This is a genomic window from Acinetobacter sp. FY683, from assembly GCF_059515885.1.
The window spans coordinates 1-15,810 of sequence record NZ_JCAKNA010000043.1 but is presented as its reverse complement, the minus strand read 5'-3'; the positions used below and the strand labels follow the sequence as shown (position 1 = coordinate 15,810).

Here is a 15,810-nt window from a genome sequence, read left to right as displayed (position 1 = left end):
GGCACTGTTGCAAATAGGCTGACATGATAAGCTAAATATCTTATTTATTTCGAGATACAGCAGATGAATCCCTTCCACGGTCGGCACTTTCAAGGTGAAATCATTCTTTGGGCTGTTCGTTGGTATTGTAAATATGGCATCAGCTATCGTGAACTTCAAGAAATGCTCGCTGAACGAGGCATAAATGTGGATCACAGTACAATTTATCGTTGGGTTCAGCGTTATGCTCCAGAAATGGAAAAACGGTTACGCTGGTATTGGCGTAATCCTACAGATTTACATTCATGGCATATGGATGAGACTTATATCAAAGTGAAGGGGCGATGGACTTACCTGTATCGTGCAGTTGATCAATGGGGTCATACGATTGACTTTTACCTTTCCGCTAGACGGAACAGTAAATCAGCCTATAGTTTTCTAGGAAAGATCTTCAATACGGTGAAAAAATGGCAAATTCCACGGGTCATCAATACAGATAAAGCAGCGACCTATGGCCATGCTTTATCACGATTAAAGCGAGAAGGAAAATGTCCAGTAGATATTGAGCACAGGCAGATTAAGTATAAAAATAATGTCATTGAATGTGATCATGGTAAGTTAAAGCGAATCATCAGGGCCACATTAGGATTCAAATCTATGAAGACTGCTTATGCCACAATTAAAGGTATTGAAGTCATGCGTGCACTACGTAAAGGACAAGCATCGTCATTTTATTATGGTCAGCCTCAGGGTGAAGTGTGTCTAATCAACAGGGTTTTCGGTCTCTAAGCACTTTTTAAAGGGAACATCATCGACTCAAATCACTATTTGCAACAGTGCCATCTTTTTCAGATTCAATTAGTAATTGAACCGCTCTTTCTCTGATTTCAGGGGTCAATTTTACTTTGCCATTTGTAAGGTAAAAGGGGTCAATTTTAGAATGCCGTTGACAATAAGACGGCTTGCGTCATGTGAAGTCGCAAAGAAGCGGAAACGGCTACTTTCTGCATGTGATTAAATTTTTATGGCTGTTATAATTTATTTAGTTCTAAGGGCACTGTTGCAAATAACCACGAATGGTAAGCTGAAGACTGTTTTAGCTAAAGGTGCAGCATATGAATCCTTTCCATGGTCGGCATTTTCAGGGCGAAATCATTCTTTGGGCTGTGCGCTGGTATTGTAAATATGGCATTAGCTATCGTGAACTGCAGGAAATGCTGGCCGAACGGGGTGTGAATGTTGATCACACGACTATTTACCGTTGGGTTCAACGTTATGCTCCTGAAATAGAAAAACGTTTACGCTGGTATTGGCGTAATCCTACAGATCTGAGCTCGTGGCATATTGATGAAACCTATGTAAAAGTGAATGGACGATGGTCTTATCTGTATCGTGCAGTCGATCAACGTGGCGATACCATTGATTTTTATCTTTCTTCTAGACGTAATACCAAATCAGCATATTGTTTTCTTGGAAAAATTTTAAATAATGTGAAGAAGTGGCAAATTCCACAAGTGATCAACACGGATAAAGCACCCACATATGGACGTGCTTTATCACGGTTAAAACGGGAAGGTAAATGTCCACCAGACCTTGAGCACAGGCAGATTAAGTATAAAAATAACGTGATTGAATGTGATCATGGCAAGCTAAAGCGGATCATCAGGGCCACATTAGGATTCAAATCTATGAAGACGGCTTATGCCACAATTAAAGGTATTGAAGTCATGCGTGCACTACGTAAAGGACAAGCATCGTCATTTTATTATGGTCAGCCTCAGGGTGAAGTGTGTCTAATCAACAGGGTTTTCGGTCTCTAAGTACTTTTTAAAGGGAACATCATCGACTCAAATCTCTATTTGCAACAGTGCCCTTTGCTCGATGTTCTGGATTTTCACAGAGATCTAGAGTCCGGTAATAGGTTGAAGGTGCGATCGGTAAAATTCTACAAATCGCCTCAACACCATATAACGCCTTATTGTTATGGATAAAATCCACCATTATTTGTGTGGGCGGTCGAGCTCCGCCTGGGCGAAAAAAGCGGCTGCTTTACGTAGAATTTCATTGGCGCGTTGCAGTTCTTTATTTTCGCGTTCCAGTTGTTTGATACGTTCTTGGTCTGAAAGCTGCTGTACTTTAACTGGATTTTGTTTATCTAAATATTTTTGATACCAAACACGTAGTGTTTCAGGAGTACAACCCTTGCGCAGTATACTGCTCAGGGAGCAATAGCGGTGATCGCAGCCCAATTCGATGGATAATCTTTCTCGGATTCAATCAATAATTGAACAGCTCTTTCTCTGATTTCAGGGGTATATTTTACTTTTTTCATCGGGACATTCTCTCAGAAAGCTTGGTCTCCGACAAACCCGGTACGGTTCATCCATTTAATATCGAATTTCTTAAGCATTTTCCTGAGTTTTCTTATGAGATAGCCTAAGTATAATTCTTAGGCTATTTTTATAAACCATAATCCAAATTTCATAAAAAACTGATTAGGCAATTGTCTTAAAAACTAGGTCCGTAATCGTAACTATTTTCTGGCGTGGACTCTTTGCGACTGCCACTTGATTGCTCCGATTGATTTTTATAGAAATTATCAGCTCTATCTTCCTTATTTAATATACTAGGATCTTTAGGTTCTAAACTTAATCCTTTCATTGGAGATTTTGGTGAAGCACTGTCATTTTTAGCAGCCGAATCAACAGCTGGACTATTTTCAATTGACGTATTCACTTTTTGCTGAAGGGTAGTTTCAAATTTAATTTTGATATCCTCTGAATCAGCAATTTGTTGTACTTGCTTTTTAAACTCATCTGTTCCAAAAACTAAAACAACACCAAACTTTGCTCTCGCTAGGAATAAGGCATCACGGATATACTCATGTTGATGACTAACAACTGTAATTTCTGATGTGTTTTCCGTTTCAAAAAATGCAACTTTTTTTTGGTCCAGATAAAATTTTTGTCCAAATTTGTATTCGATTACATAGTCTTTTCTAAAAAGAGATGTCATTTGGGATTGCTGATGAGGTATAGACATTTTCTTTGAAGATTCTAATGTATTCAAGCGTTCTCCTTCTTGTTTTTTCTGAAGCTTGAGTCTTCGAGTGTATTCAAAGTATTGCAGCATTTGCTCAAACTCAGATTCAGCTAAATTTTCAGGAAGTTTGATTGTTCTTTTTTTCTCAACCTTAGGCACGAGCTCTAATTCTAGTGTTGAAGATGAAGACTGAGAGTTGTGCTTCTGTTCTTTTGGCTGCTTGAGTGGAGAAATATGTAGATTAAAATAAAGTTGCCAACATTGTTCAATCTCAGATGAATTGAAATATTGCTTATTTAGTTCTTTATGCTGAGTATAAATCAGATTTTGGATCCTAAGCATGAGGAGATCCTGATCTTGCTTATTAATATCAGGCAATTTCTTTTCATCAACACATTTTTTTAATGTTGATTGCAGTGACTCCATTGGTAAACCGCAACAATTTAAGAGCAAACAAGTTTTAATAATGGCTGTACTTTGATTTGTGTGCGTGGATCTAAATTTTTTAAAGAGTTCAGTAAAACACGACTCGATATTGTTTTGAGAAAGACGTTCGAAACTTGGTAATACTCTCTCATGGTTTGTGTCGATAATCTGTTCTTTTTCTTTGAGATCTTTTACAGTGGCGTGGAACAATTCTTTAAATTCCGACGTACCCCTGAGCGTTCCTTTCTTTTTAGAATCAAGTGCTTTTATACATTGTTGTAGTCGGGTCACGGAATAATTACTGAACACTAGGATCCCATATCTATTTTGAATGGCTATCGGTTCATTCTGATCAAAGAGGATTTTTGCTTTTTCAATCTTAGGGTTATCTTGGCAAATAAAATTTTTAGATTGACGCTGATCAAATAAAAATTGTTGTTGCATAAGCAAGTGATGTGAGAGGGGAAAAAGTTTTAAAAAATCTGCGTAAGACGTTATTTTCGAGGAATCAAAATTTGGAGAAAGTGAAAAGTTTTTTTGTAGTGCTTCAGATGTCTCTTTACTCAAGCTTTTATGTTGATCGTTATATTCTTCTCTTTGTAATACTCTTGAATTTATTTGATCAGCATAGTGCTGGTAATGCAGCAGAGTAGAAATGACATCAGATGATTGCTCTGGAAATTTCTGCTGCCATTGTTTTAAAAAATAATTTTTATTGTGCTTATAAATTTCATTTTCAAATACAATTTCTTGATATTCATTTTTACGATTTTTACTGATTGAATCTTTTTCTACTTTTAGTTTTAGATAAACGTCATGAAGATCTTTAACTAGAAAATCTTCATTTTTAAATAAATGGTAAGAATGTAGCGTTGCTTTTGCTAATTGCACGTGCTGAACAGTATTGCTTAATTTGATCAGAGGAATTATTTTGTGATCGACATCATGATGAGTAAAATCCCCCCATTGTTTTTCTAAGCTTTTTAGAGTGACTTGTTTATTACAAAATAAAGAGGCTTTAAAGGTGAGTGTTCGTTTTTCATTTGTCTGAATTTTAAAAATACTACCACTGCGTTTTTTTTCATACAAAATTCCAATTTTGGCTAATCGTTGGTGCCAGTCTTGCCAGTTTTTAGCACTGCTCATTACCTGCTGAATATCACGTTCAATATCGTATTGATAGTTTGTTGACTCTGCGATTTCACTACTTATTCGACTTTTTTGTTGATGTCGATATTCTTGATCTCTAATTTTTGAATAAATTTTTTCAGCATCAGGCTGAGGTAAATAATCTGGATTTTTTTCACATTGTCCCGTGTCATGCTTATAGATAAACATTGGATTAGGCTCTGGTTCCCAGCCCTGTTTGGCTTCAATTTCTGCAGCAGCTCGATGTACAGCATTATAAATCCAACCACCTCCTAAATCGATAGCTTCATTTTCACTGTGTTTATTTTTTTTGTAGGGATGAACTTTATTGACGATTAAATGAAAGTGCACGTTGTCTGTATCTATATGCATTGCATATTGCATTTGCAGTTCTTCTGCACCCAGATGCTTCACCAAAATATCAATTTGTTCTTCTAATTGTTCAGTGGTTGGAACTTCAAGTTTTTTAAAACTTCCGACCATATGTACGATTGGGTCAATCACACGAGAGTTCAAACTGGCCGTTTGTGACATTTCTATTTTTTGATAGTGAGGATCATCATCTAAAAAATTTCTCGAGTTTGAATAGACACATTTTTCAGAGAGTAAATTTTCATCAAAACCAGGATGAAGCTGATGAATATATTCAGACAAATGGTGAGCACGTGTCTGCTTCGGATGGTGAATATAATCCGATAATCCAGTCACCCGTTCTTCTACTGAAGACCCGATCATATTCGGAATGACTTTAATAATCATACTTTATCCAATCTATCATTGAGTTTACGTACAGTCATTTTGATCTCAGTGATGAGCTGTTCTATTTCCTCTAATTCATTCAAAATGAGTCGTGTATCTTTGAGTTTTTCCAAAATTTTTGTCAGCATAATTCCGAGGACTCTCACAGCATGAATGTTTCGTTGATCTAAAAACTTGGGTTGAGCATCAGTGAAAATTTTCAAGCGTATATAGTCCGATTGACTCATATGCAACGTCTCATAGGCATTCTTCATCTGTTGATATTCATCTTCTGTAATGCGAATAATGATTTGTTTTTTTCTTAATGCTTTGTCTTTCATTTTTTCTACTGTATGCAAATTGAGACCGAGCGGAGCGAGCTCGAGATTTGTGAATCTGGACGATGTGATATACATCGTCCCATCCTGTATATTTTTAGCGGTGAATGAATGAGCTGAAGATTATGAAAATCATACTTGTTTTTTCTTTTTTTTCTTAGCACAAAAAGTTACATTTTTCAGTAATTTAAAAATCAAAAAAGGGTCATATTTTGCCATTTTTCTCAAAGTAGATATTTCGAATAATGATCTTGTAAATTTATTTTCAGGAAAAAAATTTAATGCAAGATCAGAGTATTTTAAAATTCGATAGTGAAAATCAGGATGACAAAAGTCTTAAATTTTCAACAGATAATTCTTTTGAAGATAAAGTTCAAAAAGAAGAAAAGCATTCAAAACTTGTTGAGAAGAATCAAAAAATATATAGCAAAAATGATTCTAAAAACTTTGAAAACATTCTTCTTTGTTATATAAAAGAATTGAATGAAAAGACCATTACACGGAATCAATTGCTTACTCAGCATAAGAAAACTTTACTTCAACTCTTTGGTCTTGGTGCAACAACCGGAGAAATACTAGACTTTCTAAAAATAAACAATTTTGTGGGTATTACTGAGGAAACTTTAAAAGAGTTTTTCAAGAAGAAAAAATAAATTATGGTGTGAAGTAATCAATAAAAATTGCTTCACACAAAGCAATTGATCCCAACTGAAATAATTCTGTGTCAGCTTAATTCTAGACATATTCCAGGCTCTGTTCGGTAACATACTTGTACCGAGTGAAAGCTTGGCTTTGCCGAACCTACCATAATCCATGAAGATATTGTCTAAACCAACCCGCTTCATATCTGTGAACAAATCATAAGTATGCTTGGCTTTAGGCTCAAGACAAGTCAGTATCACGCCACACTTCTTGAAGCCAATATCTTTCTGATATAAGTCATCTATCATCTCAGTGGCGATCTTGCACAGCGTTAATACATTGTCGGTTGGCTCTGGCAAAGTGAGCGCTGCAGACTTACTGTAATATGGAAATATTTATCTGTATTAACTGGATTGTACGAAACCAATCATGTAACCACACAACAATCTTTCACCTCTTAGCCGAGATACCGCATCTTGTACATAGAACGCCATTGCTTCTTTCAGAGCGTCCATATGGTAAATCCTTTGACCAAAGGAACGACTCGCAAAAATTTGTTTTCTCGGGGCTTGAGTAGCTGCATACCAAGTAGCTCCGAATGTGTATTAGAAAGATTTAGATCCTGCAATAAAGCTGCTTCTTAAGGAAACTTTGAAGCTTTAGAATTATACGTATTCACGACTTTTGTAATTCCTTTTAATGCCTCCATTAGATCTGCTTCGACATATAAAAGGGAAGGCTGCTCAAGGTAATAACCCACATATTTGAGTGTTTCTTCGGATCACATCACTTTATAGCTATAATTTTTTTGTTCAAAAGTACCTCCTGAAGATATTTTTATGGACCGCTAGCTTTATAGGAATTGAGGTATCTAAACCTTATACTGAAGAGATTCTACAGTATTGAGTACGGAAAGCAGCCCACTCATACTTTCCAGTTGTTCTATAGGAATTCCTCCAGTCAATAGATTGGGCGAGTTGAGAAAATGGTGCATCCACTTGATATCACCACCATTCAGATGATATAGAGCCTTGTAAATCCGAATGAGGATTAATGCTATTTCTACTTGTTTAGAGTTAGGATCTAGCATTAGACTTGAATCAGATAAAACCATATCAACGCATTCAAGATGCAGAATTCTTACAAATTGTTCTGGTTTTAGCCCAAGCTGCTGAGCCGCTTTCCATGAAGTTTTAGCTAAAAGTCTAGATCTATTTATAGGTTGTGAAAGTGGATTCATGAGTATGCCTTCAATATAAGAAATATTTCTTTTTCACATTACCTGAAAAAAAGTATTTTAAAATTTGTTCTATCAGTCCCATGAACAGGACGGATTTAGGGTCCACGTTTTTTTATGGTCTTCATTGAGTAAATTGAAAAGTTTTCTGAATAGAAAACTTTACCAACTATGGGTTGTTCCGCAATCAGAGTTTTTTTGTTTCCCTTTTCAGCAATATGGCTAAACAATTTATTGATCAAAAAACACCATAAAAGATGTCAAAAATACAATGGTTGTTCTCCCGGTAAGTAACGTGGAATAAAACCAATAAAAAGAATTAAAGTGATGGTTTTTTTGCAGATATTTGTAATACTGAGTTTAAGTTTTGCCAAGTTTTCCATTTTTTAGCAACTTGCGTTGCTATAGAACACAATTTATAGCCATGAATTAAGTCCGCACTCATTTTTATGTGAGGACTTAATTAAGGTTAAGAGCCATCTATCACATATGATAATAAGGCGTGTTCGTCAGATGATCATAGAAATTGGTTAAAAATTGATCATATATATTCTGTAAACTAATTAAAGATACTTGCTGAAATCCATATTCTTCAAAAAATTGATTATCAACAAAATATGCAACAGCTTCATATGTCGTGAGATGGCGTGCAACGTTAAGCTGTTTGCAAAAGCCTGGTTCAAATAGTAATTGCAGGGCCGTAGTTTCGATAATTTTAGAAGCAACTATTTTTGAAATGGTCCGTACATTAAGATTGCGGATTTCAGATCTAATTGATTTAAGAACTACATGAGAGGAATTATTCATAATCGAGCCTTTAAGTGAATAGATTTTTCTTAAAAGAAAAATTTACTTAAATTATTTGTTATGAAAGAATGCAAAGGTAAAACGTCGAAATTTTACAATCTTTCATTTCCTTAGTTTGGAATGAAAAGCATGGGTGTCCTATTGTCTAGATAGGTCACTCATGCACATACAATATTGATCATCTAATTTCCCTCCTTGATTTTAAAAAGATGTTTTTTGTCGAAATAGACAATAAAATACTACTAATATTTATATGTAAACTTGCCTATTTAGTCAAGTTATTATTGTCGAATTATGGTGTTTTATTATGATGCTTGAAATGGATGTTGATTTGTTTTGTCTAAGACTAAAAGAAATCAGAAAAATGAGAAAAATGACACAGCATGAATTGGCGGAAAAATCAGGCATACCATCTACATCAATTGCACATTTTGAGGCTGGTTCTCGTAAACCATCGTTAGAAAATTTTTATAAGTTAGTTGTTGTACTGAATATATCTGCTGATTATTTATTAGGATGTGTAGATCAATATACTCATTTAAGTAGCGATCCAATTACAAAATCTATTCAAGCATTACCTGAATCAGAAAGACAAATGATTGAAAAATTCATCTTGTCGTTGCAAAACTAAAATTTTATATCAAAACTGTATCACCACGTCTCTCCTTAAGATCAATATGACAATAGTCAGGGTGGAGGGGTTCCCACTATCTTAGAAATTTAGCAGCAGCATTTAGCGGTTTGACCTTCAAAGCAGTCATGATACGAATTAGCTCAAAAAAGCACTCACTATTATAGCGTAGCTGATATGGGCGTTTCAGGCATTTGGATCGTGAAATCTGCAAGTCAGCCGCAATCATGAAACGTAGGGTTTCTACTGAAAAATCGAATCCACGCATGGTGGTGAGCTTTTCATACGCTAAAGTGGGTCCGAAACCATGCAGTTGGTCAGAAATAATGGAAAGGCACTTTGATTTTAACAGGACGTCATGGCGACGATGACCCGGTTGACCACGACTGGCATGTGCCATACCTGAGACACCATCTTGATTGAGCTTCTGCAATAACCGGGTAATTTGACGGGTGGAAAGATTCAGGATTTCAGCAGCACGGACCTGGGTAATACGATGATCTCTAACGTCTTGCAGAACTGCAAGACGTTGAATTTCTTTATCAGACATAGTGATCAGCATCTATATTTTATATCCAGTCCATGCTGATAAAAACCATCATAAACCAGACATTTTTATTGGTGAGAATATAGACACTTTAAATGGGTTCTAACATTTTGTGTTATTCCCAAGTAGAAATGTCCTACCTAATAACCAAATAGAAATGTCCTATACAGACACTTCCAAGTCAAGCACAGGATTCAGATTTCGTTCTTTGATTACTGTTTTCTGTGCACGTCTGCTTGGCATCTTTTGAGAACGATTACGTTTGTTTTGTTGTTCTAATTCTTCGTGCTGTTGTTGAATATGACTGAGAACGGCACCTAACCGTTTATTCTCAACAATCTCTCGCTGGTTCAGCTGACTTAATTTATCGAAGATGCTGTAATTGATTTTTCTTCCCTGATATTCAATTGCAACTGTACCATCCGGGTATTCCAGAAACTCAATATACTTGCCGATCAGCCTCTGATTTTCTTCTGTATTCTCCAGGAGATATACGCATTTATCATATGTAATCGTCAGGCTGTTTGTAACTCTGCGAGGTTCACGCCAGGTAAAAATATCATCTAATTCTTCAGCTGTTTCAGTGACAGTCCGGTGTAGATCCTTAGGATTAAAGGCCATCTTGGCAAATTTACGATTAAATTGCTCAATAAAGCAGGGCAACCACTTATTGGCATCTGCAATCGAACTGATGCCTTCCAGACGCATCTCTTTGATCAGACGGTCCTGAAGCGTTCTATTGGCGCGTTCTACACGGCCTTTGGCTTGAGGGGAGTTAGCGAAAATGATATCGATATTGAGAGTGCTCAGGACACGTCCAAATTGGGTAATCTTGGTGTCTTTCTTACTGCTTTGATTCACCCTAAAAACTGAATGTTTGTCACTGTAAAATGCCAATGGCTTACCATGCTGTTCAACATACAAACGTGTCGAAATCATATAGTCAAAGGCTGACTCTGACGCACAGAAGCGTAAATGCTGCAATTTTCCTGTCGCATCATCGATAAACACCAGTAGACAGCATTTAGGTGCTCGTCCTTCAAACCAGTCATGGTGTGAACCGTCGATCTGGATCAGCTCACCAAAGCAATCCCGGTTGTAACGAGGCTGATATGGGCGTTTCAGGCGCTTGGATCGAGGAATCCATAAGTCAGCTGCAATCATCCAAGAACGCAGGGTTTCCACTGAAAGATCGAATCCATGTACGGTGGTGAGCTTTTCATGCGCTAAAGTGGGTCCAAAACCATGGAGTTGGTCAGAAACAATATTAAGGCACTTGAGTCTGACTTCTTCAGGAAGTTTGGAATTGCTGATTTGGCCACGACCGGCATGGGCTAATGCAGCGGGACCTTGAGCTTTGTATTTCTGCAGTAAGCGTCTGATCTGACGTTCTGAGATATGAAGTAGCTGAGCAGCCTTGGATTGAGTTATGCGTTGATCACAGATTTCCTGCAAGACCGACAATCGTTTAAGTTCTTTATCCGACATAGACACCAACATATCAAACCGTCCGCTAAGGAAATTGCAAAAGTGCATATTCTAAAAGCGGACATTTTTACTTTGGAGAAACCGGACATTTCTATTTTGGGCTTACATTTTGGATTCGCATAAGAGATTTTATGTTAAATATAAAATTTTTTAGATATAAGGTATTAAAAAATATGTAGAAAATTTCTAGGTTGTAATATAAGAGTCTAATATATTATAAGATACTAAAAAATAGGCGGAAAATTTCGTAAATGGGCAATATGCCAAAGAAAGCTTTTGAAAAAATTTTTCAATTAGCATTTAAGTATCCTTGGTTAAAGCCTAAAACGACTGCTTTAGGTACACTGTTATTTGAAGATTGTGAAACTGAGGAACAAGCTCAACTAATTATTGATATTTTAGACAATCTTAGGCATATAACTATTCAGGAATATAATGACGGTATAAGTAATTTAGCACTAGATATTGCCACCTGTGGAGTTGAACCAGAATTAACTTTTATTACTGCTATGTCAGCAGATTCAACAGCTGATAGTGGGCAAAGCGTACTTTATGACTTAAAAGGTGAGTTATCAAAGTTAGAATGGACAGGATATAGATCTGTTAACCGTTATGATCAAACTCCAAAAGCTTATAAGGAGTTTAGAAAAACTAAGGGAGATCAAAGTATCACTATCATATTAGTGGATAATTTTGTTGGTACTGGCGAAACAGTAATTAATAGAGTTAAGAGAATTAAAGAGTTATTTAGTGAATCTAACTTACCTATACCTAATGTACTAGTTAAAGTTTTAATTTCTAGTAAGACTGGTGATGAAAATGTAAAAAATAATAATATAGATTTTTCATGTAGTTATGTTGTTTTAGATAATATTTTAGAAAAAATATATGATCAAAATCAGGTAGAAAATAAAAAAGATATGATGAGAACAATAGAGGGAAAATTATCGCAATCCCATAATTATAGAGCACTTCCTAGCCTTGGATATGGGGAATTACAAGTTGCTTTATCTATAGAAAGTAAAAATACTCCTAACAATGTATTTCCTATTTTTTGGTGGAAATATTACTCTAATTATACAGTACGTGATGTCCTATTACACAGAGCTATGGATGATGCATGATGATGAAGAATGTCCAATTAAAAAATGAATTACTAAAAATTTTATTAACGGCATCTAATCACACTTTGCAGGCTTATACAGCAAATAAGAGGATAGGAGTTGCTTCTAACATCTTTTTTAATTTGATTTTTGAACTCGAGAAAGAAAAATATATAGAAGTGGATGGGCTATTTGTTCGTCTTTTAGATAAAGGTATCGAGTATATTCTTCTATTGATAGATCATGAGAAGAAAAATAAAAATAAAATTCCTAAAAATTTTTTATCAGAAAAGAAGATACTTCCTAGTGATTTTTATATTCCTAAAAGAAGTTTACTTTAAATATCTATGGCTTATAATTCAAAAACCTGTAAGGATTAGTATTTTGGAGCGAGTCGCTTCTAACGTTTACGGGTCTTTGACCTTGACCTTACTATTCAATGAAAAAATTGAATAGTAAGGGCCGAACAGCTACCGCTGATTCGAGGTAAGAAAATAAGATTTCTTTTGATCGTAATCAAAAGAAACTTCTTTTCTTACAAAGCAAGTAATTTAAGGTAATCCTTACAGGTCTAATATGACAAATAGTAAAATTATTCATCAATGGGTCGAGTATTTCGAAGATATTGGTATTAAAGATGAATATATTGAAGAATATAGAGATATTATCCAAAATCTTAGTAAGAATAATGTTCCTGTTATATTTGAGATAGAACATTTATCTAAGTTAGTCGGTATCAATGTACCAACATTGTATTCTATGATATTTTGCTCTGAAAAGTTTTATAGATCCTTCGAAATAGCCCAAAAAAACGGTAAAAATAGAACTATTACAACTCCATTTAAATCTTTAAAATTAGTTCAAACATGGATTTATAAAAATATATTAAAACAAGGCTATATACATAAATCAGCTCATGGATTTGTGAAAAAAAGATCAATTAAGTCTAATGCAAATCTTCATAAGAATTCTAATGTTTTTCTACAATTAGATATTAAGAATTTTTTTCCATCAATTCCTTTATCTTGGATAGTTAATTATTTCAATAAGTTAGGTTATTCTAAGAAAATTTCTTTTTATTTAGCAAAATTATGTTGCTATCAAGACTGTCTAGGTCAAGGTGCTCCTACAAGCCCAGCTTTATCAAATTTAGTTTTTTTTGCTTTGGATAAAAGACTATTAAATTATGCCACTCAGAACAATATAATTTATTCTAGATACGCAGATGATATGGTTTTTTCTGGAGCAGAAGTTACCTTAAATTTTAAAAATTTTGTTATCCATTTGATCAAGAAATATGGCTTTAAGGTAAATAGTAAAAAAACTAAATTAAAAATAAATGCTAATCAAAATATTATTACAGGTATACAGATTAAAAATAGCATGCTTTTTGTTCCCAAAAAATATAAAAGAGAACTATCTAAAGATTTGTACTACATAAGAAAATTTGGAATTGTTTCGCACGTTTCTAAAAAACGAATTAAAGATCCGAATTATATTTATTCGTTATTAGGTAAAGTAAATTTTGTACTCAGCATAGAATCTAATAATAGTGAATATTTGGAATATAAAAGAGAACTAGAAAATATATTGACGTAAAAATTAGTTATATATTGTTATGATCTTAATTGTGAATGAACTGGTTCTTTCAAATTTTTATTCTTAAATTTTCCTAAAATTAACGTAATACGCGTTATACGAATCTAAAAATGGGAGCCTTTAGCTCCCATTTTTATTGTTAAACATTGAATCCTATATGTTTTCCTGTTGGAAGCTCTACATCAATACGGAGCTTCCCTCCCATTGCCTCAACATACTTTTTCATGGTTGAAATCTTAAGATCATTGCCACGATTTTCTATTGCTGAAAGCGATGGTTGTTTTATTCCCAAAGTTTCAGCAAGCTCTTTTTGAGAAATTTCGAGTTCTTCACGAATAAGATGAAGCTGATTTTCTAGCAGTAATTCATCTGCCATTTTTTGAATACGGGCTTGGCTCTCTGGAGAGCGGCTAGCTAACAATTCTTGCAGAGTCTTAGCCATTAGATTTATCTCCTAGGGTGGTGAGATGAAGTTGGTATTGTTCATCTGCAATATCCAGCATGTCTTTATAAAAACGCTTTTTACCGCCTTTATCAGCAATACATAGAACAATAGCCTGTCGTAAGGGATCAAATGCGAAGAAAGCTCTTAAGGGTCTACCGCGGTGTTGAACGCGCAGTTCTTTCATATTGGTAAATTTAGACTCATACACAGTATCTACTAAAGGGCGGCCTAAACTCGGTCCCTGCTGCTGTAGAACGACCAGGGCAGCTAGGACCTTCTCTTGTGTAGATTCATCTTGCTGTTCAAGCCACTGATTAAATAGATCTGTCGTAATGACTGTCCACATACCACAACCAAAATATAGATTATAGTCTATATTTTAGGAGGATTATGCTTGTTTTGCAAATGAGAAATGATAGGCAATAAAAAACCCCGGCATCCTGCCGGGGTTTTTCGTATGGGTTCGCTCGGTATAACTCCTGTCGTACCTTACAGTCCTTGTGCGTATCGTTGTTCTTATTATTGTGTAGAACTTCCTGTTCCTGATGAATCCATCATAAAAAAATTTCAGGAGCCTGGACAGCCGCAAAGGGCCGGAATTGTTGTGAGCATATGCGTACAAGACCGGCTAAAAACTGTCCCTGTTTTATCCGCAGAAATTGTGGATGATTTTCGATGTTAAACCCATATAAAGATTATGTATTTATCTATTTTGATGTATTTTTGATCAATTTTATTGGCGAGAAGTATCAAAACCACTCATAAAAAAGCCGAATTGTTTCAAAATCGGCTTTTTGGGCATTTTGGGATTTTTCTTGTTTTATTAAGTAGTTGATATTTCAATTAATATACAAGTGTTGTTATTCCCAAGTAGAAATGTCCTACCTAATAACCAAATAGAAATGTCCTATACAGACACTTCCAAGTCAAGCACAGGATTCAGATTTCTACGTAGTGCACGCATGACTTCAATACCTTTAATTGTGGCATAAGCAGTCTTCATAGATTTGAATCCTAATGTGGCCCTGATGATTCGCTTTAACTTACCATGATCACATTCAATGACATTATTTTTATACTTAATCTGCCTGTGCTCAATATCTACTGGACATTTTCCTTCTCGCTTTAATCGTGATAAAGCATGGCCATAGGTCGCTGCTTTATCTGTATTGATGACCCGTGGAATTTGCCATTTTTTCACCGTATTGAAGATCTTTCCTAGAAAACTATAGGCTGATTTACTGTTCCGTCTAGCGGAAAGGTAAAAGTCAATCGTATGACCCCATTGATCAACTGCACGATACAGGTAAGTCCATCGCCCCTTCACTTTGATATAAGTCTCATCCATATGCCATGAATGTAAATCTGTAGGATTACGCCAATACCAGCGTAACCGTTTTTCCATTTCTGGAGCATAACGCTGAACCCAACGATAAATTGTACTGTGATCCACATTTATGCCTCGTTCAGCGAGCATTTCTTGAAGTTCACGATAGCTGATGCCATATTTACAATACCAACGAACAGCCCAAAGAATGATTTCACCTTGAAAGTGCCGACCGTGGAAGGGATTCATCTGCTGTATCTCGAAATAAATAAGATATTTAGCTTATCATGTCAGCCTATTTGCAACAGTGCC

At 35.4% G+C, this 15,810-nt stretch carries 14 protein-coding genes, 4 pseudogenes and 1 other annotated feature; of the genes and pseudogenes, 7 read left to right on the top strand and 11 right to left on the bottom strand.

The window, feature by feature from the left end:
- The first annotated feature begins 63 nt into the window (after positions 1 to 63).
- Together AC5YDH_RS14180 and AC5YDH_RS14175 are read left to right on the top strand one after the other, a co-directional pair.
- Entirely contained in the window at positions 64 to 768 is a 705-nt protein-coding gene (locus AC5YDH_RS14180) for an IS6-like element IS1008 family transposase (protein WP_496120262.1), read from the top strand.
- A gap of 326 nt (positions 769 to 1,094) precedes the next feature.
- Positions 1,095 to 1,799, top strand: a complete 705-nt coding sequence (locus AC5YDH_RS14175) for an IS6-like element IS1006 family transposase (protein ID WP_001067784.1) — start codon at positions 1,095 to 1,097, stop codon at positions 1,797 to 1,799.
- A 52-nt stretch (positions 1,800 to 1,851) separates the two neighbouring features.
- On the opposite strand, the pseudogene AC5YDH_RS14170 reads toward AC5YDH_RS14175, so the two are convergent.
- The 3 genes and pseudogenes from AC5YDH_RS14170 to AC5YDH_RS14160 all read right to left on the bottom strand — a co-directional run.
- Positions 1,852 to 2,311, bottom strand: a pseudogene (locus tag AC5YDH_RS14170) (IS3 family transposase); the annotation flags it as partial.
- Positions 1,906 to 2,022, bottom strand: a sequence feature (AL1L pseudoknot). (Overlaps the previous pseudogene by 117 nt.)
- Positions 2,312 to 2,487: 176 nt before the next feature.
- Positions 2,488 to 5,355, bottom strand: coding sequence for a relaxase/mobilization nuclease domain-containing protein (locus AC5YDH_RS14165; protein ID WP_496120411.1), 2,868 nt, complete (start codon positions 5,353 to 5,355; stop codon positions 2,488 to 2,490).
- Entirely contained in the window at positions 5,352 to 5,750 is a 399-nt protein-coding gene (locus tag AC5YDH_RS14160; protein ID WP_496120409.1) for a plasmid mobilization protein, read from the bottom strand. Before AC5YDH_RS14160 ends, AC5YDH_RS14165 begins: the two co-directional genes overlap by 4 nt.
- Positions 5,751 to 5,953: 203 nt before the next feature.
- On the opposite strand from AC5YDH_RS14160, the gene AC5YDH_RS14155 reads away from it, so the two are divergent.
- Positions 5,954 to 6,325, top strand: coding sequence for a hypothetical protein (locus AC5YDH_RS14155; RefSeq protein ID WP_496120407.1), 372 nt, complete (start codon positions 5,954 to 5,956; stop codon positions 6,323 to 6,325).
- Here AC5YDH_RS14155 and AC5YDH_RS14150 read toward each other — a convergent pair.
- From AC5YDH_RS14150 to AC5YDH_RS14140, 3 genes and pseudogenes are all read right to left on the bottom strand, one after another.
- Positions 6,296 to 6,868, bottom strand: a pseudogene (locus tag AC5YDH_RS14150) (DinB/UmuC family translesion DNA polymerase). The gene AC5YDH_RS14155 and the pseudogene AC5YDH_RS14150 sit on opposite strands and share 30 nt — an antisense overlap.
- Before the next feature lie 317 nt (positions 6,869 to 7,185).
- Positions 7,186 to 7,554, bottom strand: coding sequence for an antitoxin Xre/MbcA/ParS toxin-binding domain-containing protein (locus tag AC5YDH_RS14145; RefSeq protein ID WP_496120405.1), 369 nt, complete (start codon positions 7,552 to 7,554; stop codon positions 7,186 to 7,188).
- Positions 7,555 to 8,034: 480 nt separating this feature from the next.
- A complete protein-coding gene (locus AC5YDH_RS14140) occupies positions 8,035 to 8,358 on the bottom strand; it encodes a hypothetical protein (RefSeq protein WP_253148911.1) in 324 nt (107 codons plus the stop codon).
- A 307-nt stretch (positions 8,359 to 8,665) separates the two neighbouring features.
- On the opposite strand from AC5YDH_RS14140, the gene AC5YDH_RS14135 reads away from it, so the two are divergent.
- Positions 8,666 to 8,989, top strand: a complete 324-nt coding sequence (locus AC5YDH_RS14135; protein WP_496120404.1) for a helix-turn-helix domain-containing protein — start codon at positions 8,666 to 8,668, stop codon at positions 8,987 to 8,989.
- A gap of 95 nt (positions 8,990 to 9,084) precedes the next feature.
- Here AC5YDH_RS14135 and AC5YDH_RS14130 read toward each other — a convergent pair.
- Positions 9,085 to 9,551 (bottom strand): annotated as a pseudogene (locus AC5YDH_RS14130) (helix-turn-helix domain-containing protein); the annotation flags it as partial.
- A 147-nt stretch (positions 9,552 to 9,698) separates the two neighbouring features.
- A complete protein-coding gene (locus AC5YDH_RS14125) occupies positions 9,699 to 11,024 on the bottom strand; it encodes an ISNCY family transposase (protein WP_496120402.1) in 1,326 nt (441 codons plus the stop codon).
- Positions 11,025 to 11,275: 251 nt separating this feature from the next.
- On the opposite strand from AC5YDH_RS14125, the gene AC5YDH_RS14120 reads away from it, so the two are divergent.
- The 3 genes from AC5YDH_RS14120 (at position 11,276) to AC5YDH_RS14110 (ending at position 13,726) form a co-directional block, all read left to right on the top strand.
- Positions 11,276 to 12,148 carry a phosphoribosyltransferase-like protein gene (locus AC5YDH_RS14120; RefSeq protein ID WP_496120400.1) on the top strand — a complete coding sequence of 291 codons (873 nt, stop codon included), beginning with the start codon at positions 11,276 to 11,278 and terminating at the stop codon, positions 12,146 to 12,148.
- Complete coding sequence (locus AC5YDH_RS14115) at positions 12,145 to 12,468, top strand: hypothetical protein (RefSeq protein ID WP_496120398.1); 324 nt, start codon at positions 12,145 to 12,147, stop codon at positions 12,466 to 12,468. The genes AC5YDH_RS14120 and AC5YDH_RS14115 overlap by 4 nt, the downstream gene beginning before the upstream one ends.
- Positions 12,469 to 12,703: 235 nt before the next feature.
- Entirely contained in the window at positions 12,704 to 13,726 is a 1,023-nt protein-coding gene (locus tag AC5YDH_RS14110) for a retron St85 family RNA-directed DNA polymerase (protein WP_496120396.1), read from the top strand.
- Positions 13,727 to 13,865: 139 nt separating this feature from the next.
- On the opposite strand, the gene AC5YDH_RS14105 is transcribed toward AC5YDH_RS14110, so the two are convergent.
- From AC5YDH_RS14105 to AC5YDH_RS14095, 3 genes and pseudogenes are all read right to left on the bottom strand, one after another.
- Positions 13,866 to 14,168: a helix-turn-helix domain-containing protein gene (locus AC5YDH_RS14105; protein ID WP_001140620.1), complete on the bottom strand. Its 303-nt coding sequence runs from the start codon at positions 14,166 to 14,168 to the stop codon at positions 13,866 to 13,868.
- A complete protein-coding gene (locus AC5YDH_RS14100; RefSeq protein WP_000269911.1) occupies positions 14,161 to 14,517 on the bottom strand; it encodes a type II toxin-antitoxin system RelE/ParE family toxin in 357 nt (118 codons plus the stop codon). Before AC5YDH_RS14100 ends, AC5YDH_RS14105 begins: the two co-directional genes overlap by 8 nt.
- A gap of 600 nt (positions 14,518 to 15,117) precedes the next feature.
- Positions 15,118 to 15,747 (bottom strand): annotated as a pseudogene (locus AC5YDH_RS14095) (IS6 family transposase); the annotation flags it as partial.
- Positions 15,748 to 15,810: the final 63 nt, after the last annotated feature.